Here is a 26,542-nt window from a genome sequence, read left to right as displayed (position 1 = left end):
CTATGAAACAAGATAATAAAAACAAAAAAAGTGCATGGGTTTGTTCTAAGTGTGGAGGCAATCTTGAGGAAGGACCTGTGAAAGCAGAGTACCTTGGAGGAAATTTTGAAATTGAATTACTTGAGTGTCCTAAATGCAAAAATGTTCTAATAACGCAGGAGCTGGCAGCTGGTCAAATGCTTGAAGTAGAAAAGAGTTTGGAGGACAAATGAAAGGCTGCTCGGTTTTTGAGAATGAAGATATGATAAGAGCAACAGGAGATACTCTAAGGCCAGGTGGAGTTTTTCTTACTGATAGAGCTGTTAAAATATGTGACTTTAAATTTAATGATAAAATTTTAGACGTTGGTTGTGGAATGGGAGTAACAGTGGAAAGGCTTAAAAGACTATACAAGCTAAATGCTTTTGGGGTTGATCCTTCATTAAAGTTACTGGAGCTTGGCAAAGGTAAATATGGTAATCATCAAATAGATTTTGGGAGAGGAGAAAAATTGCCTCATAAAAATGAATTTTTTAAAGGGGTTATGGCTGAGTGTACTATGTCCCTTATGGATGATTTTGAAGAGACAATAAGGGAAAGCTATAGAGTCCTTGAAAATGATGGATATTTTATTGTATCAGATGTCTATGCAAGAAGACCAGAATACCTTGAAGAAGTGCAAAAACATGATATCAATAGTTGTATGAGAGGTCTTTTTAATGTAGATATATTAAAAGATGTTATTGTAAGCGTTGGTTTTGAAATAATATGTTTTGAGGATTGGACGGATTTGCTTAGGCAACTTATGGTGGAAATAATATTTAAATATGGTTCAATGGCAGAATTCTGGGAAGTAGCAACTTGTAATAGCTGTGGTGATTTTCAACAAAAACTTACGTTATGCAAACCGGGATATTTTTTGCTTATTGCTAAGAAAAAATAGTGGAGGGATTATAATGGGGGCAGATGCATTTAGAATGTTTAAATTAGCGAATTCTGGATATTGTTGTAGTCAAATACTTATAATTATGTACCTTGAGAGTAATGGAATGGAAAATGTTCCACTAGTAAAGGCTATGGCTGGACTTTGCGCAGGAGTAGGGAATACTGGAAAGACTTGTGGCATTGTTACTGGAGGAGCATGTCTATTTGGAATTTACGCAGGAAAAGGTACAGATACTCAAACTCGTGATGGTAATTTAAAAGGGATGATTCAAAAATATGTAGAATGGTTTGAAGAGGAGTTTGAAAGCACTCAGTGTGTTGATATGATAACAGTCGACGTTCTTAATGATATGAATCATAATGAGGCTTATCCAATAAAATGTGGTAATGCGATTCAGAAATCTTACAATAAAATTGGTGAAATCCTAAAAGAATATAGTTATATAGAATGAGAGGGTATGTAAAGTGAATGAAATAATAAGGGAAACACAAAGTATTTGTCCGGTGTGTTTAAAAATAGTTAAGGCTACCGTAGTTAAAGAATGCGACGACTTATATTTAACTAAAAATTGTGAAGAGCATGGTTTTTATAAGACTGTTATTTGGAGGGGTAATCCAAGTTATGACTCTTGGAAAAGAAACAAGAGTCCAGCTTATCCAATGATGCCATATACTAAGGTAGAAAAGGGGTGTCCTCATGACTGCGGGTTATGTGGTGAACATCGTCAACACACTTGCACGGTACTTATTGAAGTAACCTCAAGGTGTAATTTGAGCTGCGAATTTTGTTTTGCAGATGCACATGGAAATGGAACTGACCCAGATATGGCAACTATAGAAATGTGGTACTCGAGAATTATTGAAGCGGGTGGACCTTATAATCTTCAAATCTCTGGAGGAGAACCTACGATGCGGGAAGATCTTCATGAGATTATATCTAAAGCAACAAACATGGGTTTTAAATTTATCCAGTTAAACACAAATGGTATTAACCTCAAAAATTATAGTTATTATGAAAAATTAAAAAAAGCAGGACTCAAATCAATTTTTCTACAGTTTAATTCTAAAGATATAATACAGGATAAACTAAAAGTTATAGAATATAGTGCAAAATTAGGGATTGGTGTAATTCTTGTATGCACAGTAGTGCCTAATAAAAATGATAATATTCTCTGGGATATTATAGAGTTTGGATTAAAAAATGCGCCAACTGTAAGAGGAGTACATTTTCAACCAGTAAGCTATTTTGGTAGAATACCTAAGTTGCCGGAAGATAAAGATAGAATTACTCTTCCAGAAGTTATATCTAAAATAGTCCAGCAGAGTGATTATAAAATTAAATTTTCAGATTTTGCCCCCTCTGGTTGTGAAAATGCATATTGTTCTTTTCATGCTAATTACATATCAGTAGATGGAAAACTGATTACCGTAAGTAAAAAAAGTGAATGCTGTGGTGAAGAAAGTGGTAAAGAAGGGTCAAAAAAATCAAAAATATTTGTTGAGAGAAATTGGTCCGGAGTGAAAATAAGCAAATACATACCAAAGAAAAATTCATTTGAAGAATTGAATCAGAAGATAAAAAATGGTTTTTTTAGTATATCAGGTATGGCATTTCAAGATGCTTGGAATGTAGATACGCAGAGGTTAAAGGATTGTTGTATTCATGTTGTTAGTAAAGAGGGCAATTTAATTCCATTTTGTGCATACAATATTACTACCTTAGATCAAAAAAAATTATATAGATAGGAAGAGAGAGGATTACATGAAAAACTATGCTGCTATAATACTTGCAGCAGGATATTCGACAAGGATGGGGAGCTTTAAACCAATAATTAATTTGGATGGTAAAACTCCACTTCAAAGATGTATAGAACTTTTTAAAAATTGCGGGATAAATGATATTATTGTAGTTACAGGCTATTTGAATGATCGTATAGAAAAGGAATTGTGTGATATTAAAATTGGATTAAATGATATTAAGGTTGTAATCAATGATAAATATAGTGAAGGTATGTATTCATCAATAATAGCTGGAGTAGAATCACTTACAAAGGAAACAGATGCGTTCTTTATATTACCCGTAGATATCCCTTCCGTGAGAGATCACACTGTTAAGAAAATGATGGAAAGTTATGATAAAATTAAAGGTGGCATAATGTTTCCTATATTCGAAAAGGAAACAGGTCATCCCACATTAGTTCCATACTCACTAACGCAAGAAATAATAAATAGTAATCCTAAAGGAGGATTAAGAGAATTATTCAATCAGCATAAAAAACAGTGGTATTATGAGCAAGTTGCTGATAGGGGCGTTTTACTTGATATGGATACTAAAGAAGATTTTAAAGTTCTTTTAGAGCATCTTTCAGTATATCCCTGTCCTGATTATAAGGAATGTATGGAGATATTAAGATTATGTAATGTAAAACTAGAAACAATAAATCATATGAAGAGCGTAGCTGAATTCGCAAAGGGAGTGTCACTTTTACTTAATGATAATGGATATAAGTTAAATATAAATTATATTTATGCTGGTGCACTACTTCATGATGTAGCTAAGGGATCGAAAAAACATGCTTTGCGAGGAGCAAAAATTGTTGAAGGGTTTGGATATAAGTGCCTCATGGAAATTATTAATGAACATATGTCGCTAAAGACTAAATATAAAATAGGTGAAAAAGAAATAGTTTATCTTTGCGATAAACTTATTAAAGGGGAAAGACTAGTCACATTAAAGGAAAGATTTGAAGGCTCCTTTAGTAGATATAAAGATGTGCCAGATGTTTTCGAAAAAGTAAATGAAAAATATATGAAAGCAAAAATACTTAAGGAAAAAGTTGAAAATATATTAGGGACAAAACTTGAAAACATTAGTGATAAGTTTTGAAAAGAAATATTTATATCTTAAGACATGGGGAAACTGAATATGGAAGAGAAAAAAGGTATCTGGGACATACAGATTGCGGGCTTTCTGTTAAGGGTATAAATGATGCAAACCAATTAGCCTGCATTTTTATGGAGAGTGGAGTAATTATTAACAGTATTTTTAGTAGTGATCTGATTAGGTGTAAGAGTACTGTTAATATAGCCTTTCCGGATCGAGAAGTGACTTTTTTAGAAGAACTTAGAGAAATAAATATGGGAAATTTAGATGGATTAACTTTTGATGAAGTAAAAAATAAAGAGCAAGAGGTTTACAAAAAAAGAGGAGAAAATATAGCAGACTTTATACCTCTTAATGGTGAATCATTTAGAGCGTGCCAGCAAAGGGCAATAAAGATTCTTGATTATATAATTTATTCCACAAAAGGGAATATTGTTATTTGCAGTCATGCAGGTTTTATTAGAGCATTGTTTTGTAGCCTTTTAAATTTAGATTTAGATCTAAAGAATATTTTCAAGATAAAGCAAGATTATGGATGTATTAATATTATAAGTTTTGATGAATCTAATTTTTTTGTAGAAGGGATCAATCTCAAAACTTTATCTGTTAAAGGCAGAGGAAAGCTTGAATAGATGAAGTAATATGGAGTGTGTAATATGATTAAAACACTATATGAAAAATGGATGGAAGATAGAATCCTTATGGAAACTGGTGATAAAAAACTTTCAGAGGAAAGTTTAAAATTATATCAATTAGGAGAAATTAGAAAGACTATAAATCTTGCTAAGAGAAGTAAGTTTTATGGAGAAATATTAAAAAACATTTATAGTGATAAACTTAAAGAGTTTGAAGATTTAAAAAAAGTACCTTTTACTACTTCAGATGATTTAGCGAAAAAGCCAAAAAGTTTTTTGTGTACAACACTTGATCAAATTTCAAGGATTGTAACAATGACTTCTTCGGGAACTACGGGAAATCCTAAAAGAATTTTTTTTACAAAAAATGATCTCAAAGCTACATCTGATTTTTTTAAATACGGCATGTTGAATATTGTAATTCCAGGTCAAAGAGTACTTATATTGATGCCAGGGAAAAGTACCCATAGTATAGGTCAACTTTTAAAGGAAGGACTTAATGAAGCAGGTTGTGAGGCAATTATATATGGGCCTGTGTTTAATGTTTGGGATGCTTTAGAAACAATAAAATCAAAAAACATTGATTGTATTGTAGGATTACCAACTCAAGTATTTTATCTCGCAAAAATTAAACTCACTGATGTTAGGTATAAATATTTAAAGTTACAAAGCGTCCTTTTAAGTGGAGACTATGTGCCAAGAACATTATGTAGTGCTGTGAGTAGTGCCTTTAGCTGTCAAGTATTTACTCATTATGGAATGACTGAGATGGGGTATGGAGGCGGAGTGGAATGTAGTGCTATAAATGGATACCATATGCGAGATGTGGATTTATACACTGAAATCATTGATCCAGTAACTGGGCGAAATGTTAAAGAGGGTAGTTATGGTGAAGTGGTAATTACAACGTTTAGGAGAGAAGCAATGCCACTTATAAGGTACAGAACTGGAGATATTGCTAGGTTATTGCCTAAAAATTGTTCTTGTAGTAATATATTTAAAAGAATGGATTATGTAAAAGGAAGAGTTAACGAATATTTAAAGTTAAAAGATGGGAAGCTTCTTTCTATAGGAATGATTGATGAAGTTATGTTTGGAATTGATAATGTGCTTGATTACACAGCTAGCATTAATGATGGAGAAAATAGAGTGCTTAGTATAAGCGTAAAGCCAGTAAACCCGCAAATACCTATAAAATTTAATAACATTAAAAATTGCATTAAGCAAGATAAGTACTTAGGTTTATTAATAGAAAACAACAATATATCTATAGAATTTGGTGGATTACTTAATAATATTGAAATTAGTAATGGAATGATTAAACGAAAATTATATCGTTTAAATTAAAATAGGACACATGGTAATTAACCAATTACCATGTATTCTATTTTCAAAAAGTCTCTATTAGAACATTCATAATTCCGCCACATACCATGCCTTCGTCTTCTGCAATGGTACCTGTCATGTCTATGCTTTGAAGTTTATATCCACCATCCTTAATTAAATCACGGGCGGTTTTAATTATTTCGCCTTCACTACATCCTCCGCCGATACTCCCTAAGATCTTTCCAAAGGGCCATACAAGCATTTTAGCTCCAGCATTTCTTGGAACTGATCCTTTAGTAAAAATAATTGTAATCATTGCTCCCGGAGAATTCTCTTCTTGGCATAATTCATTTAATACATCATGATCAAATTCCGGCCAATTAGTCTTTATAGGATTAGCAATTTCAGTTGTATCGCCAAGTCTTCTGTAACTAATTACCTGTGATATAATAGAAAGCGCTATTTCGTCAGGTGTAACTGCGCCTATCTTAAGACCTATAGGTGCATTGACTTTGTCTAATTTATCCTTAGAATACCCATCGTCTAGCATTTGCTGCATAACAATTTTAACACGGCGTTTTGAACCAATCATACCAACATATGCGGTATTGTGTTTTAAAACTTGCCTTAAACAATCCATATCATGACGATGACCTCGAGTTACAATGACAACATAGGCGGACTTATTTAAATTAATTAAGTCGAAACAGTGATCGAAGCTTTCACAAATTACTTTCTGCGCAGTAGGAAATCGTTCGCTATTTGCAAATGAGGGCCTGTCATCAACAACTGTAACTGAAAATCCTGTCTTTGAGGCAAATTCAGCTAATGGTTTGGCAATATGTCCACCACCTAAAATTATTAATCGTGGCTCAGGAAAATATGGCTCAATTAGATAAGTTTCATTTTCAGATGCTTTAGCAAATTGAAGATTGCCGGTTTCTAAAGCATACTTTGATTTTTCGTAAAGTAGTTTATCTAAATCAGATATGTGATTATGATTGCTAAGATTCTCTTCAGTATAAAGAATTTTATTCCGGGATGATTTATTCTCATAATTTTTGTTATTTAACATTGTAATCATAACGCAATTATTACCTTTTTCAACTTCGACTAGCAAATTTTTATAGGTAGCTACATTCATATTTTTACTCCTCCTACTTTATTGATAGTGTAAATACGATCTTTGTTCAATTATTTCTATAATTCTAATTGTATCAATAATTATAGAAGTTTTAAACAAAAAACAAATAAAAATAATAAGATTACAGCGTAAGTTGATTAAAAATATGATAAAATAATGATGTAATAAAGTTAATTTTAGTAATAATTAAAGAAGATTTAACTTCTTATTCAAAACTGTAAACGATTAGCGATATTTTTTTATACAAGATATAAAAGTTATAGGTTCTAGTAAAGAGTATAAAGAAAATGTAGTGTTATATATACAATTAAATTTAGCAAATTTAAAAAAATGGGGCGATGAAGATGATTAAAACTGCAATATTAACTATGAGTGATAAAGGTTCTCGTGGAGAAAGAATTGATGGGACAGGCCCTGCGATAAGAAGTGAATTAGAAGGCAAAGGATATATTATAAGTTTCTATAAAATGATTTCTGATGAAAAAGATGAAATAGAAAAAGAATTGATTTATTTATGTGATGATCTTAAAGTGGATTTAATTCTAACTAATGGAGGCACAGGATTTTCACAAAGAGATGTTACCCCTGAGGCAACTCAAAATGTTATTGAAAAATATGTACCTGGATTTGGTGAGGTTATGAGAATGAAATCACTTCAAATTACTTCAAAGGCTATGCTTTCAAGAAGTATTGCAGGAATACGTAAAAAAACCTTGATTATAAATCTTCCTGGTAGTCCCAAAGGTGCTGTAGAAAATCTTCAATTTATAATTGAAGCAATTCCACATGGTATTGATATACTTAAAGGGGAAGCTAATGAGTGCGCTAGAATCTAGCGGAAATAATTGAATTTTAGGAGATGGTTTTGTGAGAGATAGTCATGGGAGAAATATCAATTATTTAAGAATATCAGTAACTGATAGGTGTAATTTAAGATGTATATATTGCATGCCAGAAGAGGGCATAAAAAAATTAGAACATGTGGATATACTACGGTTTGGAGAAATTTTAAAAATAGTAAAAGTAGCAGAAACATTAGGTATTAACAAAGTAAGGTATACTGGTGGTGAACCACTAGTGATGAAAGATATAGATAAACTAATATATGAAACTTCAAAACTACAAGGGATAGAGGACATTGCTATAACTACAAATGGTATTTTACTTGGTGACATGGCAAGTGACCTAAAAAAAGCTGGACTTAAAAGAGTTAATATTAGCCTTGATACATTGGATGATGTGAAGTTTAAAAGTATAACAAGAATAGGAAATCTTGATAAGGTAATGAAAAGTATAGATAGATGTTTAACACTTGGGTTAAAACCTGTAAAAATTAATACTGTATTGATGCGAGGATTTAATGATACAGAATTTGAAGACTTTTTAAATTTAACTCGCGAAATGCCAATAGAAATAAGGTTTATTGAACTAATGCCTATAGGTGAGGGTATAAAGATTTATGATAAAAGCAAAATTAGTTTTATGGAAATATTGAAAAACCATCCTGAGTTAACTCAAATTGAGAATGAAAAAAGTAGCACTGCTCAAATGTACAAGATTAAAGGGGCAAAGGGAAAGATTGGCTTCATTAGTCCAGTGAGTTGCAAATTTTGCGCGGATTGTAATAAAATAAGACTTACATCCACGGGAACAATTAAGCCGTGTCTTCATTCAAAAGAAGAGATAAACCTTAAGCAATACCTAAATAATGAAGAAATGCTTACAAATGTTTTAAAACAAGCAATGTTTGATAAGCCGCTTGAGCATCATCTTGATGAAGAAAAAATCAGTAGAAGTGAAAAGATGATGTACCAGATAGGAGGATAAAATAATGGAATTTACGCATATAAATGAAGAAGGAAGAGCTAAAATGGTAGATGTATCTGAAAAAAATGATACTGTTCGGGAAGCCATAGCGGTTGGATCAATTTCAATGAAGACAGAAACTTTAGAAAAAATAAAGAATGGGTCTATTTCAAAAGGAGATGTATTAGCGGTAGCACAGGTAGGCGGGATTATGGGGGCTAAAAGCACTTCACAAATAATACCAATGTGTCATGCCATAATGATATCAGGCTGTAATATTAGTTTTAAAATCGATTTCGAAAACAGTAAAATTGAAATAACTGCAACGACAAAGACAGTAGGAAAGACAGGTATTGAAATGGAAGCACTTACTGCGGTATCTGTTGCAGCACTAACTATATATGACATGTGCAAGGCAATTGATAGAGGAATGGTTATAAATAATATTATGCTTGTAAAAAAAAGTGGTGGGAAATCGGGAATATTTGAAAGGAAGGGATTGTAATGGCAAAGGTTATTGCTGTAAATATAAGCGAGAAAAAAGGTGTAGTAAAACATCCTATCGAAAAAGGTTTCTTCAAATTTAATCATGGTCTAGAGGGAGATGCACATGCAGGTGATTGGCATAGACAAGTTAGTTTTCTTGGGGCTGAGAGCATTGATAAAATGAAAGCAAAGGGAGCTCAAGGATTAAGTGCAGGAAAATTTGCTGAAAACATTACTACAGAGGGAATAATTTTGTATGAACTTCCTGTGGGAACTAAGCTTAAAATTGGAGAGGTAGTTTTAGAGGTAACACAAATAGGAAAGGAATGTCATGCTGGTTGTGAAATAATGAAACTTGTTGGTGATTGCATAATGCCAAGAGAAGGTATATTTGCTAAGGTACTAGAGGCTGGTTATATTCAGGCCGGAGATGATATATTAGTACAAAAATAAGTTTTTTTTAAATATAAAATAATAAAGTATCAGAAAAACTAGAGCGATAACCCTAGTTTTCCTGATACTTTATATATTTTTTGTTAACGGTAAATTTAAGGGCAAAATTACTAAAGAGTGAATTTTTCAATCTGCTTTATCATAGAAGCAGTTTTATCATTTAGTAACTGAGCCGATCTTGCGACTTCATCTGATGAAGTTGTCATTTCCTCGGTAGCGGCAGATATTTGCTCAGCAGATGCAGAGTTTTCTTCTGATACTGAAGATGTACTCTCAGCAGAAGCTATTATGGTATTTTTACTGTTATTTATACTGAGTATTGAATTATTTATACCTGCTATTTCAGGTAATATATTTTCAATAGAAGTTATTATTTCTTTAAAGGAAGATATAGAGGTATCTACAACAGAGATTTGTTTTGCAAGTTCTCCATTTGCAGTATCCGTAGTTTCAGTAACAATTTTAGATTCTTGCTGTATGGATTTTAACAAATTAGTTATATCATCTGAAGAATTTTTAGATTGTTCAGCTAGCCTCCCAATCTCATCAGCTACAACTGCAAATCCTTTTCCAGACTCACCTGCCCTTGCTGCTTCAATTGCTGCATTTAGTGCAAGTAAGTTCGTTTGACTTGCAATAGCATTTATTAAATTTGTTATTTTTGTTATCTCATTAACACTATTAGTTAAGTTTGATATTTTGATGCTAACATCTTTAAAAGAAACAGCTATACCATTAATTGAAGTAGCAAGATGAGTTAATTCATTATTGCTATTTTGCGCTTTAAAGTTTATAACATTTGTATTCTTATCAACCCCAGTTATAGATAAAGTAATATCTTCTAGTGTTTTACCAAAAGAATTTAGTGAACTACTCATATCCATAAGCTCTTGGGCTTGGTTAGAGGAACCTTGTGCAACTTCATTAATTGAACTTGATATTTCTTTAGTTGATGCATTCATTTCTTCGGATAGTGCAGATAATGATAGTGCTTGCTCTGAAATATATACCGAATCATGATTAATGTTAGTTAAAATATTTGAAATTGAAGTTATAGTTTTTATTAATGCAGTATTCATTGTACCAAATTCGTTAGTTAGTTCTGTATCAATTTTTACTGTAAAATCGCCATTAGATAATATATGTAGTTTATCTGTAAATTCTTTAATAGAATTTTTTAATACCAAAATAATAAGTAGAGATATAGCAGACAAAATTAAAATAGATAATAAAAATATAATTCCGAAATTAATACTACTACTATGATATAAATTTCTAGATTTATCATTTTGAAGACCAGCAATATGTTTTTGATAATCTACAAGATCTGTAATGTTTTTGGCAAGAATTGTACCGAACACACCCATATCAACATTTGTTATTTGTTTATCAGGAACGAGATTTCGTTTTCTTTGATCAATTATACTTGGAATGAAGGAGTAATAATGTTCATAAGCATCCTTTGCTGATTTTACTAAAGCAGCTTCTGTTGAATCACCTTTTGATGTTATGACTTCTCTATTAATAATTGTAGTTATTTTACTGTTTAAATCTAACATCCCAGTTTCATTTTTTTCATCAAAGGGTCTATCAATTATTTTAGTTAAAGTATTTCGAAGGACACCCATATATCCATTAACATCACCCCAATCCTTAAGTTTTGGAATAACGTTACTGTTAACATCGTTACTAATAGCATACATTTTACTAGTATTAGTATAACCAATAGCGCCTACTGAGAGTGTTGCAAGTAATGATATAATCCAAATTATTATTATGTTTGTTGTAATTCTTGTATTTTTTATTCTTTTTAAATTCATTTTCATGTATTATCCCACCTTTTATATATATTATCGTCTAATTATAGGATATCTTAACTGTTATGGTAATAAGTTTACTAACAAGTTTACTAACAAGTTTACTAACATACAAGTTTTAAAAGTGTATTTGTACAATAATAGGAATATTTGGTATAATTCTAATATATATTTATTTAAGGAGATGAGTATCATGCTTATTGTACAAAATCTTACTAAAAAATACTCTAAGGAAATAGCTGTAAACAATATTAGTTTTCAGGTTAACGAAGGTGAAATTGCTATTCTTTTAGGCCCCAATGGAGCTGGAAAAAGCACTACAATAAAATCTATTGCTGGATTATTAAAATATAATGGGTACATTGAAATTTGTGGGCACCCAAATAAGAGCATTGCCGCAAAAAAAATATTTTCTTATGTTCCGGAAGTTTCAGCTATGTTTGATTTGCTAACGGTTTATGAGCATATAGAATATATAGCTGCGGCTTATGGAATAGAAAACTATAAGGATGAGGCTGAAGAATTACTTAAAAGATTTGATTTAAGCGATAAGAAAGACAAACTTGGGAAACAATTGTCCAAGGGTATGATGCAAAAGGTAAGTATTTGCTGCGCCTTAATAATAAAACCAAGGGTAATATTATTCGATGAGCCATTAATGGGACTTGATCCTAAGGCAATTAAGGAACTAAAGAAAGCAATTGTCGAGCTTAAAGAAAAAGGCTCAGTTATTTTAATAAGCACCCATATAATAGATAGCGTTGATGATTTCTGGGACAAGGTGCTTATAATGAAAAATGGAAATATAGTTCTATCTGGCACAAAACAGGAGCTTAAGAGTAGGAATGAGACATTAGAGGAACTCTTTTTTGATGTAACGGAGGGAAATGTATGAAGCCATTATTTTATATAATAAGAAAATCTATAAAAAATTGGTTACTTCAGTTAAAGCATGAACCGTTAAAGCTTGTTTTATACATATTATGTTTAGTATCTTTGTGTCTTGTATTATTTGTTAATAAAGATACTAGTAGAGCAAAAAGTATTTTGGATCCAATGTTATATAGTACTATTGTTGGATGTGTTATTTTAATATTTACGGCACCAGATATCTATTCATCAATAAATAAAGGAGCTACTTTTTTTAGAGGTGCAGATATAAATTTTATATTTACAGCTCCTATTAGCCCTCAAAAAGTCTTAATATATGGATTTATAAAACAAATATATTCTTCATTTATAGCAGTGGTTTTTGTTCTATTTCAAGGATACACTCTTAGTCGTTATAGTAACATTAAGTCCTATGGGATTTTAGTAATTGTTTTTGGATTATTTATTATGCTTATTTTCACATCAATACTAAAAATATTATTGTATTCCACAGCTTCTAAAAGTGTAAAAAACAAAACAATGATAAGAAATATTTTTAAAGGCTTAGGAATAGTTATAGTAATAGCGTACTTTATAGAATTATATGTAACTATGTCACCAGGTAAGGCTATTATATCAATGCTCAACAGTCCTATAATCCCTTATATTCCAGTATACGGTTGGGTAAGAGAAATTATAATGGCTTCAATGAATGGCATTAGTACAGTGTTTATTATTTATACTATTTTAATTATAGCATTAGGTGCTATTTGCTGTTACATAATTTACTCTATGAAACTTGACTACTATGAAGATGTGTTAGCTTCAACTGAGTATAAAGAAACTGCAATATCTGCATCAAGGAATGGTGAGCAAATATTTATGAAATCTGGTAAAAAACCAAGAGTAAGAAAGGTTCAGTATACCAGAAAAGGAAAGTTTGCCTCCGCTATATTTTGGAGACAAATATTAGAGTATAAAAAAACAGGGTTTGGACTTATAAATATAGGGACCGTTATTTATGTTGTTATAGCAATAACTGTTGGCATATTTAGTCCAATTAAAGATCTAGCAATAATCTTAGGGGGAATGATATATCTTCAATTAATATCTAATTTTGCAAGCAAATGGCGAAAGGATTTAACAAACCAGTATATATATATGCTGCCTGATCATTCGTTTAAAAAAATTATCTATGTAACTGTAGTTGATAATATAAAAAACCTTATTGATGGGACTATAGTGTTTGTGATAACAGGAATATTATTTAAAAGTAGTGTTATGCTTATTATTCTTAATATAGTAGCATTTGAATCAATAGGTTCTCTTTTCATATATGGAGGAATTCTAACTAGAAGACTTTTAGGTGGTGGTGAGAATATAGTAACTACGGGATTTATGAGAATTATGATATTAGTTGGAATAATAACACCTGCTATAGTTCTTTTTGCCGTATTATATAGTTCGTCTAGTAGTTTTGTTGGAGTAGTTATAGCCTACACATCATTTATAGCATATAATCTTATATTTAGTGCTTTAATAATATTCTTAGGTAGGGGCGTATTTGATAATATCGAATTGTAGATTGCTGGATAAATTTTAAATTGAGGTGTTTTTATGCTACAGAATTATATTAAACAAATTCTAAGTTTACACAATTATATAGATGCTATTGTAATGGTTAATGAAAAGGGAGTTATTGAATATTCTGATAATTTTAGAAAAGATATTAATAATCTTTATGATGAGGAACTGGTTGGAAGATATCTTTGGGACATATATCCTAATCTAAATGATGAAAACAGTACATTGTTAAGGGTGTTAAAAAGTGGTAAGGCTATTTTAAATGAACAACAACATCTTGTGAATTATAAAGGCGTAGCCATAGATGCAATTAATTCAACATTTCCAGTAAAATCAGGTGAAAAGATTATAGGAGTAGTAGAGGTTTCAATATATATTGAACCTGAAAAACAAAGGAAAGATATAACATTAAGATTGAAAGAAAGAGAGGAAGAAAAAAGGCAACTATATGATATAGATCAGATTATAACTAATGATGAAAATATGTTAAATATTAAGAAAAGGATAATAAAAGTAGCGAAATCTGATTCTCCAGTTCTAATTTATGGACAAACGGGTACGGGAAAAGAAATGGTGGTTCAAGCTATACATAAAAATAGTAGCAGAGTTTCAAAATCGTTTATATCTCAAAATTGTGCAGCTATACCTGCTACATTACTTGAAAGTATTTTGTTTGGTACGGTAAAAGGTAGTTATACAGGTGCTGAAAATAGAAAGGGTTTATTTGAAGCGGCGGATGGTGGTACTCTTTTTTTAGATGAGATTAATTCTATGGAAATATCTATGCAGGCGAAACTATTGAAAGCGATAGAAAGTTTGGAAATTAGAAGAGTGGGTTCAACTGAATGTATAAGGGTAAATGTTAGAATTTTGTCCGCGGTAAACGAATCTCCATTAAAATCTATTAGGGAAAATAAACTGCGACAAGATTTGTTTTATAGAATTGGAGTACTTCAAATTAGTCTTCCAGAGCTTAAAGATAGAAAAAATGACATTGAATTTTTGTCTAGTTATTTTATAAAAGAATATAATCAAAAAATGAAGAAGGATATTAAGGGGCTTGATGAATCGGTTCTAAGAATATTTAAAAACTATTTATGGCCAGGCAATATAAGAGAATTAAAAAATGTTATAGAATCTGCTTTTAATATAACATATAGTAATGAAATTACAGTGGATGATCTTCCAGACTATATGTTTTCAGTGAAAAGTGAGAAGAATTGCGTGCCAGGTCTTGTGGCGTCTGATAAATCGTTAAGTGAACTTGTAAAAAGTTATGAGAAGGACATTATAGTATATGCGATAAAAAACACGGAAAATGTAACAGAGGCAGCAAAAATGTTAAAAATATCAAGGCAAGCATTAAATTATAAATTGTCAAAATATAATATATAATAAAGCGAAAAAAATTTTGCGTAAAGGCAAAATTTTTTTCGCTTTATTAACTTAAAAAAATTTTATATTCCCTTAGACTAACCTGTTTATAGAATAAGTAGGTTGATTACATATTGGCATAAATTTTGCTATGTAAGATGTATAAGGTAAAACGAAAGGGGATTTTATTATGATAAAAAATGTAATTGTAAGAAAGTTAAGCAAAAATTTCGCCGAGGGGATTACTACTTCAGATATGGGCAAGCCAGATTATGAAAAGGCAATAAAACAACATGAGGATTATATAGAAGCTTTAAAGAAATGTGGATGCAATGTGTTGGTATTGGAAGCTGATGAGCGATATCCAGATTCAACTTTTGTTGAGGATGTAGCTATTGTAACAGAGAAATGTGCCATTATTACAAAGCCTGGTGCAGAGTCAAGAAAGGGAGAAGAAAAAGGAATTATTGATGTTTTGAAAAAGTTTTATGTCAACATAGAATATCTAAGTGGAGAGGCTTGTTTGGATGGGGGAGATATATTAAGGGTAGAAAATCATTTTTATATAGGCCAATCTAAGAGAACTAATGCAGAAGGTGCAAGACAGCTCACAGAGATACTTAGCAAATATGGATATACATCATCTACCGCAGATGTACTTCATATACTTCATCTCAAAACAGGAGTAGTTTACTTAGAAAACAATATTTTTGTTGCCACTGGAGAATTTAAAGAACACAAGTTGTTTAAAGATTTTAAAGAGTTTAAGGTGATTAAAGTAGATGATAACGAGGCATATTCAGCAAATTGTATTTTAATAAATGGGTATCTTATAATTCCAACAGGATTTAAAAATTCAAAAAAAGCATTATTAGATGCAGGGTTTAAAATTATTGAGGTGGATATGTCTGAATTTGAAAAAATGGACGGAGGACTTACTTGTCTTTCACTTAGATTACCAAAGGATTAATGTTAATATAATTGGGTAAACTATGAAATGCACTGGATATCCACAGTGTAATTTTATATTAGAAGGGAGCATACCTATGAATAAATATAATTTAAAGGAAACAAAACAATCTGATGAACAATCAGGAGATAATGATGATGTTAGTGGGGCTTCAAACGCTAAGGTAACTCATATGTATAACATGCCTAACATGACGAGCGGTCCTAGTGATGCTACTGAAGAAGAAAAAGAAAAATTATATGGGCGCTCAATTGCAAACAAAGGTATTAATAGAAAATAACATTAAGGCAGGATGATTATCCTGCCTTAATGTTATTAAAGATAAGACATAATAAAAGTAGAGTGTTTAAGATTAAACTAAATCTATATTAAGTTATAGGTAATACAGACTGGTTTATGATTTATAGGTTCATCAACAACTACGGCATCTATGTTAAATATCTTTTTTAAATTATCATTAGTCATTATTTCCCTGGGGGTTCCACTACAAACTATGTTACCATCTTTAATTCCAACCATATAATCTGCGAACCTTGCTGCGTTATTTAAATCATGAATTACCATGACAATGGTTTGTCCATGTAATTTATTTAAATCATCCAATAATTGTAGAATTTCTAACTGATGTGCTAAATCTAAATAAGTTGTAGGTTCATCTAATAATAAAATTTCTGTTTCTTGTGCGAGAGTCATAGCTATCCATACCCTTTGTCTTTGTCCACCGGATAATGACTCTATAGGCCTATCTTTGAATTCTTCCATATTAATTATCTTAAGTGCCCAATCTATTTTCTCTTTATCCTTGGCCATTAATTTGCCAAATCCACTTTGATGAGGGAATCTTCCATAGGCTACAAGTTCACCTACAGTTAATCCATTTGGGGCCTCGGGACTTTGAGGTAAAACCGCCATTTTTTTTGCTATTGCTTTCGAACTTAAACCTTGAATATCATTACCATTTATGTATATGATTCCGTTTTTGGGTTTTAATATTCTTGCGATAGTTTTTAAAATGGTTGATTTTCCACAACCATTTGAGCCTATAATAGTTGTAATTTTTCCTTTAGGTATATTTAAATTTAAATCTTTTACTATGTCAGAATCTCCATAAGAGATAGAAAGATTCTCGGTTTTTATGCTGTTCATATAGAGCCTCCTAAGCTAAGCATTCATAATTATTCTTTCATAATCAAATAAATGAAATAGGGTACCCCAATAATTGAAACAACTATTCCAACAGGCATTTCAATAGGCGCCAAAACATTTTTAGCTATAGTATCGGATAATAATAAAATTATTGAACTAACTAAGGCTGAAGTTGGTAATAATAATTTGTGTTTTGGTCCAACAAGTTTTCTAGCAATGTGTGGAGAAATCAACCCTAAAAATGCTATGGTTCCTGCAACCGCTGTAGCTGCTCCTGCTAGGGCCACGGTATATATTAGTAGTGTCCTTCTCTCTTTTTCTATATTCACGCCAAGTCCAACTGATAACTCGTCACCTAAACTTAAAACATCAAGGTATCTAGCCTTATAAATTATAAGCCCTGTAAAAATGAATACAAAAGGGAGCGTTGCTATAACATAACTCCAATTAGTTCCCCAAATGCTTCCTGAGGTCCAAATCATTATTTTGTTAAAATCCTGCGTTGAAAATCTAAATTGAAATAGAATCAATATAGCAGAAAAAGCAGAATTGATACCTATACCCATCAAAATCAATCTAGTAGGATTTATACCTTTTTTCCATGCTAAAGTATAAATAAGGAAGGCCGCAAAACCTGCTCCAAAGAGAGCTATAATAGGCATAGTAAATATAGTAAGTAAATTTACATCAGAATATGCTTTTCCATTCATAAAATATATATAAATAACTACAGCAAGTGCTGCACCGGAACTTATACCTAATATACCAGGGTCTGCGAGATCATTTTTAGTTATTCCTTGAAGTACTGTTCCGGATACTGCTAAAGCACTTGCTACAAGTAGAGCTATAATTATTCGTGGAAGTCTCATAGTGAAAAGTACTAGTTCTTGTTTTTTATCTCCTTGTCCAAATAGTGTTTTAATTACATCAATAGGCCCTATAGCAAAGGTTCCTATATTAAAGCTAATTATAAATATTGAAAGGAGTAAAATAGATAAAATGCTTATAATCAAAATTAGTTTTTTATTTCCTTTATGTTTTATAATGATTTTGCCTCCTTTCTTACGATATATATGAAGAAAGGTACTCCAAGAAGTGCAGTTAATGCACCAATAGGAGTTTCATAAGGCTGATTAATCATTCTAGCAGCTATATCGCTAAAAACTAGTAAATTTGCGCCAAGAACTAGAGAACATGGGATTATAAATCTATAATCTGGTCCAACTAAACTCCTTATAATTTGTGGAACAATAAGACCAAGAAAAGCAATATTACCGGCAACTGCAACGGAACTACCACTAAGTAATATTACGATTACTATTCCAATAAATCTTATAATGTTAGTTTTTTGACCAAGACCTATGGCAATTTCTTCTCCTAGGCTCAAAATGGTTATTTTAGGAGAAAGAATTATAGCGGCAATGACCCCGAATGTACCAACAGTGGCTAATAATTTTACACCTTCCCATTTTGCAGTAACAAGTCCTCCTGCAATCCAAAAACTAAGTTCCTGAGATAAATTAGAGTACATTGCAATAGCAGTTGCAAGAGATATCAAAAGGGTACCTAGAGCTGTGCCTGCTAAAACAAGTTTAATGGGGCTAACACCTTTAATAGATCTTGAACTTAAAAGAAATACTATTATCCCACTTAAACTAGCTCCAATAAAAGCAAAAATCATTAAACCTGAAGAACCGATATTAGCCTTCATTGCAAAGGCTATAGCTATTGTAAAAGTTGCACCTTGGGTAATTCCCATTATTGAAGGGTCAGCAATTGGATTTCTTGTTATTCCTTGCATTATAGCACCTGATACTGCTAAAAATGCTCCAACTAGAGCAGCTGCAATTACCCTAGGAAGTCTTATATCATGGATAATCTTTGAGTTTATATCATTGCTAGGTGAAAGCATGATACTCAAGACTGTATTTAAATCTATATGTTTTGCACCAAGGGATACTGACAATGCAATTCCGAAAAACAATATAATAAGTCCAATTACAATTATAAATGTACTCATAATAAGTCTATTCATCTTTTTCTTCTTTTGATTAAGTATTATATTTTTCATTAAAGTGATGCACCTCACAGATTATTTCACAAATTCTTTCTTTATGGAGTCAAGTAGTAATTCTCTTCCTATTGGAGAATAACCTTGTGCAAAATATGGAGAACTAGGAAGCAGTGTAACATTTCCAGCTTTTACAGCTCTCATGCTTTTCCAAACAGAACTACTTAATAAATCTTTTTTATCCACATCAGTTGCTATAACTACAATATGATCTGCATCAATTGATGATAAACCCTCCATAGTTACTACTGGTAAACTTATTCCCTCTTGTTTTGGCATGTTTGCCGGTTGGGGTAATTTCATATCTGATAATAACATTGAACCTATAGCTGCATCGCTAAAAATGTAATATTTGCCTGCACTAGCAAGTACGGTAAGGTAAGTTTGCGTTCCATTAGTTTTCTTTATTTCATTACCTATTGTTATAGCTTTTTTATCGTAAGCCACTAACCATTTTTGAGCATCTTTTTCTTGTCCAAATAGTTTGGAGATATTTGTTAGTTTTGATCTCCAATCATTAGCATAATCTTTAAGCATTACAACTGGTGCAATAGCTTTTAATTGTTCATATATTTTTGTTTGCCTCTCGCTCATTATAATTAAATCTGGATCAAGTTTTAGGATAGCTTCCATATCCATAGTTTCCATCATTGAAAAACCTACAAGTTTAGAAGAACTCAATTTATCTTTTAGGTAACTTGGCTTTTCGGTAGTTTTATAAGAATCAGCATTGGCTGTACCTATTGGTGTGTGCTTTAAAATTAATAATTCCTCTGTTGATCCAGATATATCAACTATACGTTTAGGACTTGTGGGTATAGTTACATTGCCTTTCATTGTACTAACCACTTTAGTTACACTTACTTTCTTAACAGGTTCTGCAACCTTTGAACAACCTGCAAAAACAGTAATAGAAATTAAAGCGGATGTTAATACTACGAATAATCTTTTTTTCTTCATGGAAATCCTCCTAAATTGTTTAAGTTAATATGTATAAAAATAATGATTAAGTAAATTACAAATTATCATTTTAAATGAGAATGAAATTAAGAATCATTATCAGTCAAATACAATATTTATTATAGCAGAACTATTAAGTATGTCAATAATTTGTTTTGAACCTAGAATGTATTTAAAAAAGGGTAAGGAACTTATAAATAAAAAAATATTTTAAATAGTTTAATTATATGGTATAATGTTAAAGGCAACTTAATATATGGAGAGATGTCCGAGTGGCCTATGGTACCTGCCTCGAAAACAGGCGAACGGGTTATTCCGTTCCGGGGGTTCAAATCCCCCTTTCTCCGCCAAATCAAAGAACTCGCTGGAAGGCGAGTTCTTTTACGTTAATTAAATGGTGATTTGAACTCGTGAGGGCGCAGAACGTGTGGCTACGTAATTGGTGCGTAGTAGCAATTAAATCCACATTTCTTCTCCAAAATCAAGGGTTTAGAAGAGTTTATTCTTTTTACAGAATAGGCTCTTTTTTTGTGGCGTGGTAAGAATATGGTAAGATAACAAATAATAAAGGTAATAATTATGTTGGAAAGCAACTAATACCTAAGGTTATCTCCTTTAGTATTGGTTGTTTTGTTTTCGGAATATTAGAATTCAAGGGAATTTAAATTCTAGATAGTTATAATGAATTTGTAATCTCTAAAGGTGTATTTAACATATTATCAATTTTGGTTGAAACTTCTCTTTTCAATTATATTAACATAGTTATCAGCAGTTATATTTATGGTTGAATGTCACATATTTTCTGAAACAACTTTTAAGGAAGTTTCTAAATAAACTTCAAGGCTGGTATAGGAGTGACGATAATGGGGGGAGCTCTCTATTATCGTGATTATGTAGAGCGCTAAGTTATGGTGAGTGTTCAAGTAAAACCTTGTGTTACAAGGAATACATTCTAAAACACTCACCATAATATAAAGTCTTATTTACAGATATATTTGAACTACCCCTTCAAATTACTGCTGAAAGATCTTTCTAATACTGGATTCAGTTTTGGGTGTATCAAAATAAAAAACATCATCACAAGCAAGTAGTTGATTGTACAGCTTGAACACGGAATTAAGAAAAATACTAGTTTGGAAAAACTTAAGGATATCAGAAATCTTGGGTGTAAATTTTTAGGTACTGGTAGAAGAGAATGAAGAGAAAACAATTTAAGATACATATTCACTAATGGAAGTCTCAGTTGACAGAAACTTGTCTGACAACGAAATTAAAGAAGAACTTGGATGTGTAATAACAAGTTGTGCAAGAGTATTAGAAAATTTAGAATTAGAACAAAATCAATTAAATGGGTTAATAGAAGAGGTATATAAATTAAGAAGGTAAATAATATTAATAATTCTTAGATGGCTGTTGGTTTTCCAAAGCCATTTTTGTTTTTGGGGGATTATCGATTTTAGAATTTATATATTGTAAGTGGTAAATAATTTTATAAAAATAGGAAGTTGCTTATATGTATATTAGGTGGAATTTGTGGGTTGATGGTTGGAGAAACAGTTGGGGTTTTGTATGAATTTAATGGTTTAACCAGATTCTGAAGCTATTGTAAAAGGAAGCAGATATAATTGATTATCTGAGAAGTGTAATTAAGGAAGCAATTTTACTGGGTGATGATTCAGATACAACATCGGCTATAGTTGCTGGAATTGAGGGAATAGGAGATAGATTAAATGTTATTTTTAAAGATGGATAATTAGAATGTTCTATGAATTTGGTCAAGAGGTGCCAAAAAAAAATTCTATAGATACTACACAGACCACGAATTTATGTGATGACATGGGTCAATTTATTTGGGATGCATCTAAGGTCACAATGAGAATAATGGTTAAACAGATTTTCTTGTTATAATACCGATAAACCCCATAAAAAGTGCGGCAGTGATAATTTAAATTTTACAGAAACACAAAGGTTAACTTGAATATATAAGTTTATAATGGTAAAGTAAATATTATATTGGAATATATGTTAAAATGTTGGAATGAAGCGTTTTTCTGGGATAGTTAAATTTAAATTGGAGATAAAGTAGATAAAAATCTCAAAACAAATTTTATGTAGTAATGTATGAATTAAAGAGGGGGTTGGATAACAGATTACTAATATAGCATTTACGTGTTTGGAGTTGGCATGATAGGTTTAATTATAATATTAAATGTAATATTTTCTAGAACGATGAAAGGAAAAAAAATTTGTAGTGGTTCATTATTATTGGCTGTTTTTTTTTACTGGGAGTTTAGGTGTAGGCATGTTTGTGGCAATGGATAATAGGAATAATACTAAAATTACAGAAAAATTTTATCTAATCTTACAAATAAAAGTAAAATGCAAACTACTAATGTTACATCTGCACCTAATATTAAAAGATCGGAAATTAAGAAGCTAGAGAAACCAAAAGCTTCTAAAAATATAAGTGGAAGCAAAGAGGTGCCGGCTCCAAAATCTATATTGAAAGCAAATGGAAAAGCACCAGCAAGTTCTACAGTTGTAACTAAATCAGCTACTGTAAAAACAACCGCTCCAGTAGTTGCTCTAGATTCATCTAGTCCAATAAACTCAAAGAGAAATACTATAAAAGCTCCAGCAGAAATAACCGAGTATAAATTAAAAGACATAGGTTATCACAGTTTTTCAGAATTAAATTATTATATTAAAAACAATTCTAACAAAACAATATATACATATAAATTGGTAATACTTTTATATGATGAAAATAATAATTCAGCATTTGTAAGATCTAGTACTAACATTTCAGATAATATGATTCAACAAACGCATCATGATTACGATATAAAACCAACAATTATTAAACCTGGGACAGTAGGGGTTATTGAAAGCGACAAGGTAAAAAAAGTTAAGATAATAATTTCAGAAATTCAATATGTTGGTACAAGTGAAATATGGGTGAATCCAGAAATTAATAATATTATACAAAATAGAAATAAATTCTAATTACAATTGATAGAATTTATGGGATCATGAAAGTTCATTTTATTAAAGTACAATAAATTTAATACTGAAATTAAAAATAGTAATTAAATAAAATAGTTATAATAAGAAAACATTTTTTAATAACAAAATGACATTAGAAGAAAATGAAGTATTGAAATAAGAGGAATAATATTTGAAATAGTTTAATTGTTAAGGGGGATAAATATGGGAACAATTACTCAGAATAAAGTTATTGAACATAGTAAATTAACAACTTTAAAGCACGCCTTTAGAATACTAAGTAAAGATAAACTTATTAGAATAGCAAAAAAAAATAATTATCCTATAGGAATTGATTTAAGTTATAAAGAAATATGCAGTAGAATACTGAGAGATTATAACGAAGATAAATTTGGAAAGGAGTTCTATAGTATCATAAAGAGGCAAGCATTTAACCCAGACCTAAATGTACAAGACGGTTTTTTTTTGAGTATAGATGAAATATATAAATTCGATATTAAAGCTTTTAAATCTCATCTTGAGTCATATGATATGAACAGGGAAACAAAAGATGGACAAGAAGAGGTATTGACATTTAAGGTTATAGATGAATCTGTTGATTGTTTGAAGGTTTTAGCTACAATAGATAAAATAAAGTATCTATATGATTATGGAAATGAATCAAGCATTATTTACTTGCTGCCAAGGCGTGCTGTCTTAGAAATATATCCAACAAATAATATTGTATATATTCAAACGAAGAACACTGGAATATATTCTGATATAAAAAGTACCACACAATTATTATTCCAACAATATTTTCAAGATGACTCATTAAAGTTAACTAAGCCTAAGATGACACAATCTCTTAGTACTGATGTAGGAACTAATGGTTCTGTAGTATCATATTTTGGAATAAATAAGTATACAATAAAGTTTCTTGATATATTATACGAATTGGAAAATAAAAAATATAATTTTAGTGAGTTTTTAGTAAGTGATATAGCTTTTGATCATGAGGACGATAATCATATGGATTTAGATACAATGATATACTCTACAAGCTTTGATGGAAAAAACTTATTAGAACATGATGAAGTTAAAAATAGGATATTAAATGGAAGAGTTATTTTGTCAGTATGTTTGAAGATAATTTACAATGAGGATATAGGTAATAATAAAATGTTCATGCATAGCATAGATGCTGGAATAATAAACCAAAGCGGATATTTTAGGATGTATATAAAGGATAATGATAAAATAGATAGTAATATTATGGAATATGCGTACATAAAATTAAAGCAACTCTTCATTGATAGTTTTTCAAGTAAGGAATTAAATAATGAAGATAAAATTAAAAAAATTATAAGGAGCAATTGAAATGAAGCAATTTGAGCTTTCTTTTAAATCTTCATGGCTTTATAAATACCAAGACATTAAAGATGTAGAAACTAATAGAAATATAGTTTATGTAGATCATTATCAAGGGGTAGATTTGTTTCGGCTTACTAGAACCTATATGAATAAGAATGGGTTAGAGGATATTAAGGCTGCTTTGGATAATGGTGAAAATGAAATAGCACTTGAATTGATTAATTCTCTTAAAGAGCAATCCGTTGTTGAAGATTTCTGTCAGGTATTAGTTTTTAGAGATTTAATGTTGATTTGTATTGTGACTGATAGGATTAATAACTGGTCTGATTTTATTAGGGAATGCAAACTTGAGAAAGTAAGGTATACTAATAAAGAATTGATTTTACACTTAACTAACAATAAATTCACAGAAAATATTCTAAATGTTACTTATGATTATAAAAAATCAGATAGCATGATCAATGCAATAAATATATATGGATCAGGTATACAAAATTCTATTGAATTTGATAATGTTATAAAAGACATGGAAAGACAAATATTAAATGTCACATTTCAACCAGCGAAGTATAATTTTTTAGTAACATTAAATGGTAGTAAGCTTCAAGTAAGTAAATATACATTAAATGATGAATATTTAGATTTTTTAATACAATTTATCTACTTTACAAAAGAAATGGTGAAGAATTATGACTACTAAATTTGAGAGTAAGACTCTTGAAAGCCTATGGAAAAGTTTATTTAATGTTTGGGGAGGTTTATCAATAATTGTAACTATAGTCTCAGGAAGTGTATATGTTATATTCCCCTCAACAACTACGAAAGTAATTGCAATTATAATTATAATTATTGCAATGCTATGTTTTTTTAAGATTTCTGTTGATACTATTGATAAAGAATTTAAAAAACTCGAGAATTTAGAGAGTGGCCAAGATCAAATCATAAAAACGTTGGATTTACTGAGCAATAGTACAAGCTTAATCGAAGGAATAAATCGGAATATAAATAGCTTTGGGTTGGTTATACCTAAAATTTGCAGTTCCATTGAAACAGTTGAAGAGGATATTAATAGTGAATTAATAGATTTTATTTTTACAAAAGATAAGAATGGAAACTCTGGTAATTTAATTTTAATAGTAAAATGTAATAAGAGTATTGATCATATATATGAGTTAACTATCTTATCTACCGATATAAGTGTTATTAAATTAGGAGTTGATATTCCTATAAGCAAAAAATATAATGTTATTGAGATTAATGATGCAAATAATAGAGATTTAGAAACACCTTATATCGCAATTAAATTTGGAATAAAGAAAGGCATAAACATTGGAATCATAAAAATAAGTATAGTAGGTGAAATAAAGCAATTATTTGGTATTCAATTTAGTCTAAGAGACTTAGAACTAAAAAAAACAATAATCGAGAAAACTACATTGAATTTTGAAACTACATAATAAAAATTATAATACATTGGGTATATGAATAGTACAACGATTGTGGTTATAGAAGGGTTTTACTTGGCGATTATTAGTGAATGGTTTTGGAGGATGGATAATCAGAAATTTTAAAAAGACTATTTGAGAATGATATAAAGTGTTATTTTAATAGGCTGACTGTAGCTAGTAAGTAATAGAAGGAGCTACTTTTCGACGAGTGGTTCTTTTTTGTGTTTATAGAATTGTTTGCTGTGCAAATATATCTTAGATGGAATACGATTTTATTTATTTATT

At 30.6% G+C, this 26,542-nt stretch carries 28 protein-coding genes and 1 tRNA gene; 23 read left to right on the top strand and 6 right to left on the bottom strand.

Features of this window, described 5'->3' with window-relative positions; translation table 11 throughout:
• The first annotated feature begins 2 nt into the window (after nucleotides 1–2).
• Genes LL038_RS12380 through LL038_RS12350 form a run of 7 tightly spaced genes read left to right on the top strand, consistent with a single transcriptional unit; the run spans nucleotide 3 to nucleotide 5,790 of the window.
• Nucleotides 3–212, top strand: coding sequence for a DVU_1557 family redox protein (locus LL038_RS12380; RefSeq protein ID WP_216120174.1), 210 nt, complete (start codon nucleotides 3–5; stop codon nucleotides 210–212).
• Entirely contained in the window at nucleotides 209–922 is a 714-nt protein-coding gene (gene trsM / locus LL038_RS12375; RefSeq protein ID WP_216120176.1) for a DVU_1556 family methyltransferase, read from the top strand. The genes LL038_RS12380 and trsM overlap by 4 nt, the downstream gene beginning before the upstream one ends.
• Nucleotides 923–935: 13 nt before the next feature.
• Nucleotides 936–1,376, top strand: coding sequence for a DVU_1555 family C-GCAxxG-C-C protein (locus LL038_RS12370; protein WP_216120178.1), 441 nt, complete (start codon nucleotides 936–938; stop codon nucleotides 1,374–1,376).
• Nucleotides 1,377–1,389: 13 nt separating this feature from the next.
• Nucleotides 1,390–2,670 carry a radical SAM (seleno)protein TrsS gene (gene trsS / locus LL038_RS12365; RefSeq protein WP_216120180.1) on the top strand — a complete coding sequence of 427 codons (1,281 nt, stop codon included), beginning with the start codon at nucleotides 1,390–1,392 and terminating at the stop codon, nucleotides 2,668–2,670.
• 16 nt (nucleotides 2,671–2,686) lie between these two features.
• A complete protein-coding gene (locus LL038_RS12360) occupies nucleotides 2,687–3,811 on the top strand; it encodes a DVU_1551 family NTP transferase (RefSeq protein ID WP_216120182.1) in 1,125 nt (374 codons plus the stop codon).
• Nucleotides 3,808–4,440 (top strand): histidine phosphatase family protein, encoded by a 633-nt coding sequence (locus LL038_RS12355; RefSeq protein WP_216120184.1) that lies wholly within the window; start codon nucleotides 3,808–3,810, stop codon nucleotides 4,438–4,440. The genes LL038_RS12360 and LL038_RS12355 overlap by 4 nt, the downstream gene beginning before the upstream one ends.
• A gap of 24 nt (nucleotides 4,441–4,464) precedes the next feature.
• Entirely contained in the window at nucleotides 4,465–5,790 is a 1,326-nt protein-coding gene (locus LL038_RS12350; RefSeq protein ID WP_216120187.1) for a DVU_1553 family AMP-dependent CoA ligase, read from the top strand.
• Nucleotides 5,791–5,833: 43 nt separating this feature from the next.
• Here LL038_RS12350 and LL038_RS12345 read toward each other — a convergent pair whose 3' ends face one another.
• Nucleotides 5,834–6,913, bottom strand: coding sequence for an XdhC family protein (locus LL038_RS12345; protein WP_216120188.1), 1,080 nt, complete (start codon nucleotides 6,911–6,913; stop codon nucleotides 5,834–5,836).
• Nucleotides 6,914–7,257: 344 nt separating this feature from the next.
• Between LL038_RS12345 and LL038_RS12340 the strand changes: the two genes are divergently transcribed.
• The 4 genes from LL038_RS12340 to LL038_RS12325 are packed head-to-tail and all read left to right on the top strand — an operon-like array spanning nucleotide 7,258 to nucleotide 9,658.
• Nucleotides 7,258–7,749, top strand: coding sequence for a MogA/MoaB family molybdenum cofactor biosynthesis protein (locus tag LL038_RS12340; protein WP_216120191.1), 492 nt, complete (start codon nucleotides 7,258–7,260; stop codon nucleotides 7,747–7,749).
• Nucleotides 7,750–7,780: 31 nt separating this feature from the next.
• Nucleotides 7,781–8,740, top strand: coding sequence for a GTP 3',8-cyclase MoaA (moaA, locus tag LL038_RS12335; RefSeq protein WP_216120192.1), 960 nt, complete (start codon nucleotides 7,781–7,783; stop codon nucleotides 8,738–8,740).
• Between the two features lie 4 nt (nucleotides 8,741–8,744).
• Nucleotides 8,745–9,224 (top strand): cyclic pyranopterin monophosphate synthase MoaC, encoded by a 480-nt coding sequence (gene moaC / locus LL038_RS12330; protein WP_253199900.1) that lies wholly within the window; start codon nucleotides 8,745–8,747, stop codon nucleotides 9,222–9,224.
• Nucleotides 9,224–9,658 (top strand): MOSC domain-containing protein, encoded by a 435-nt coding sequence (locus tag LL038_RS12325; RefSeq protein ID WP_216120194.1) that lies wholly within the window; start codon nucleotides 9,224–9,226, stop codon nucleotides 9,656–9,658. The genes moaC and LL038_RS12325 overlap by 1 nt, the downstream gene beginning before the upstream one ends.
• Before the next feature lie 110 nt (nucleotides 9,659–9,768).
• Here LL038_RS12325 and LL038_RS12320 read toward each other — a convergent pair whose 3' ends face one another.
• A complete protein-coding gene (locus LL038_RS12320) occupies nucleotides 9,769–11,484 on the bottom strand; it encodes a methyl-accepting chemotaxis protein (protein ID WP_216120196.1) in 1,716 nt (571 codons plus the stop codon).
• 184 nt (nucleotides 11,485–11,668) lie between these two features.
• Between LL038_RS12320 and LL038_RS12315 the strand changes: the two genes are divergently transcribed.
• The 5 genes from LL038_RS12315 to LL038_RS12295 all read left to right on the top strand — a co-directional run bounded on the left by LL038_RS12315 (nucleotide 11,669) and on the right by LL038_RS12295 (nucleotide 16,553).
• Nucleotides 11,669–12,370: an ABC transporter ATP-binding protein gene (locus LL038_RS12315; RefSeq protein WP_216120198.1), complete on the top strand. Its 702-nt coding sequence runs from the start codon at nucleotides 11,669–11,671 to the stop codon at nucleotides 12,368–12,370.
• Nucleotides 12,367–13,929, top strand: coding sequence for a putative ABC exporter domain-containing protein (locus LL038_RS12310; RefSeq protein WP_216120200.1), 1,563 nt, complete (start codon nucleotides 12,367–12,369; stop codon nucleotides 13,927–13,929). Before LL038_RS12315 ends, LL038_RS12310 begins: the two co-directional genes overlap by 4 nt.
• Before the next feature lie 33 nt (nucleotides 13,930–13,962).
• Nucleotides 13,963–15,324: a sigma-54 interaction domain-containing protein gene (locus LL038_RS12305; protein ID WP_216120527.1), complete on the top strand. Its 1,362-nt coding sequence runs from the start codon at nucleotides 13,963–13,965 to the stop codon at nucleotides 15,322–15,324.
• 169 nt (nucleotides 15,325–15,493) lie between these two features.
• On the top strand, nucleotides 15,494–16,273 hold the full coding sequence (locus LL038_RS12300) for a dimethylarginine dimethylaminohydrolase family protein (RefSeq protein ID WP_216120203.1): 780 nt from the start codon (nucleotides 15,494–15,496) through the stop codon (nucleotides 16,271–16,273).
• 76 nt (nucleotides 16,274–16,349) lie between these two features.
• Entirely contained in the window at nucleotides 16,350–16,553 is a 204-nt protein-coding gene (locus LL038_RS12295; RefSeq protein ID WP_216120204.1) for a hypothetical protein, read from the top strand.
• An 83-nt stretch (nucleotides 16,554–16,636) separates the two neighbouring features.
• Here the strand turns inward: LL038_RS12295 and LL038_RS12290 are convergent, their stop codons facing one another.
• Genes LL038_RS12290 through LL038_RS12275 form a run of 4 tightly spaced genes read right to left on the bottom strand, consistent with a single transcriptional unit; the run spans nucleotide 16,637 to nucleotide 20,450 of the window.
• Nucleotides 16,637–17,419, bottom strand: coding sequence for an ABC transporter ATP-binding protein (locus tag LL038_RS12290; RefSeq protein ID WP_216120206.1), 783 nt, complete (start codon nucleotides 17,417–17,419; stop codon nucleotides 16,637–16,639).
• Between the two features lie 29 nt (nucleotides 17,420–17,448).
• Nucleotides 17,449–18,462 carry a FecCD family ABC transporter permease gene (locus tag LL038_RS12285; protein WP_216120529.1) on the bottom strand — a complete coding sequence of 338 codons (1,014 nt, stop codon included), beginning with the start codon at nucleotides 18,460–18,462 and terminating at the stop codon, nucleotides 17,449–17,451.
• Nucleotides 18,459–19,490 carry a FecCD family ABC transporter permease gene (locus LL038_RS12280; protein WP_253200199.1) on the bottom strand — a complete coding sequence of 344 codons (1,032 nt, stop codon included), beginning with the start codon at nucleotides 19,488–19,490 and terminating at the stop codon, nucleotides 18,459–18,461. Before LL038_RS12280 ends, LL038_RS12285 begins: the two co-directional genes overlap by 4 nt.
• A 21-nt stretch (nucleotides 19,491–19,511) precedes the next feature.
• Entirely contained in the window at nucleotides 19,512–20,450 is a 939-nt protein-coding gene (locus LL038_RS12275; protein WP_216120208.1) for an ABC transporter substrate-binding protein, read from the bottom strand.
• Nucleotides 20,451–20,708: 258 nt separating this feature from the next.
• Between LL038_RS12275 and LL038_RS12270 the strand changes: the two genes are divergently transcribed.
• The 7 genes from LL038_RS12270 to LL038_RS12240 all read left to right on the top strand — a co-directional run bounded on the left by LL038_RS12270 (nucleotide 20,709) and on the right by LL038_RS12240 (nucleotide 26,266).
• Nucleotides 20,709–20,800, top strand: a tRNA-Ser gene (locus LL038_RS12270).
• 880 nt (nucleotides 20,801–21,680) lie between these two features.
• Complete coding sequence (locus LL038_RS12265; protein ID WP_216120210.1) at nucleotides 21,681–21,836, top strand: hypothetical protein; 156 nt, start codon at nucleotides 21,681–21,683, stop codon at nucleotides 21,834–21,836.
• Between the two features lie 372 nt (nucleotides 21,837–22,208).
• Complete coding sequence (locus LL038_RS12260; RefSeq protein ID WP_216120212.1) at nucleotides 22,209–22,358, top strand: hypothetical protein; 150 nt, start codon at nucleotides 22,209–22,211, stop codon at nucleotides 22,356–22,358.
• A 471-nt stretch (nucleotides 22,359–22,829) separates the two neighbouring features.
• Nucleotides 22,830–23,456, top strand: a complete 627-nt coding sequence (locus LL038_RS12255; RefSeq protein ID WP_216120214.1) for a hypothetical protein — start codon at nucleotides 22,830–22,832, stop codon at nucleotides 23,454–23,456.
• 204 nt (nucleotides 23,457–23,660) lie between these two features.
• Nucleotides 23,661–24,815 carry a hypothetical protein gene (locus LL038_RS12250; protein ID WP_216120216.1) on the top strand — a complete coding sequence of 385 codons (1,155 nt, stop codon included), beginning with the start codon at nucleotides 23,661–23,663 and terminating at the stop codon, nucleotides 24,813–24,815.
• Nucleotide 24,816: 1 nt separating this feature from the next.
• Nucleotides 24,817–25,509 (top strand): hypothetical protein, encoded by a 693-nt coding sequence (locus LL038_RS12245; protein WP_216120218.1) that lies wholly within the window; start codon nucleotides 24,817–24,819, stop codon nucleotides 25,507–25,509.
• Nucleotides 25,499–26,266, top strand: a complete 768-nt coding sequence (locus tag LL038_RS12240; RefSeq protein WP_216120220.1) for a hypothetical protein — start codon at nucleotides 25,499–25,501, stop codon at nucleotides 26,264–26,266. Before LL038_RS12245 ends, LL038_RS12240 begins: the two co-directional genes overlap by 11 nt.
• Nucleotides 26,267–26,542: the final 276 nt, after the last annotated feature.

Origin of the sequence: Clostridium estertheticum, assembly GCF_026650985.1 — a bacterium.
GTDB classification, from domain to species: Bacteria; Bacillota; Clostridia; order Clostridiales; family Clostridiaceae; genus Clostridium_AD; species Clostridium_AD estertheticum_C.
The sequence above is the reverse complement of the archived record's forward strand: the minus strand, read 5'-3'. Positions and strand labels throughout refer to the sequence as shown.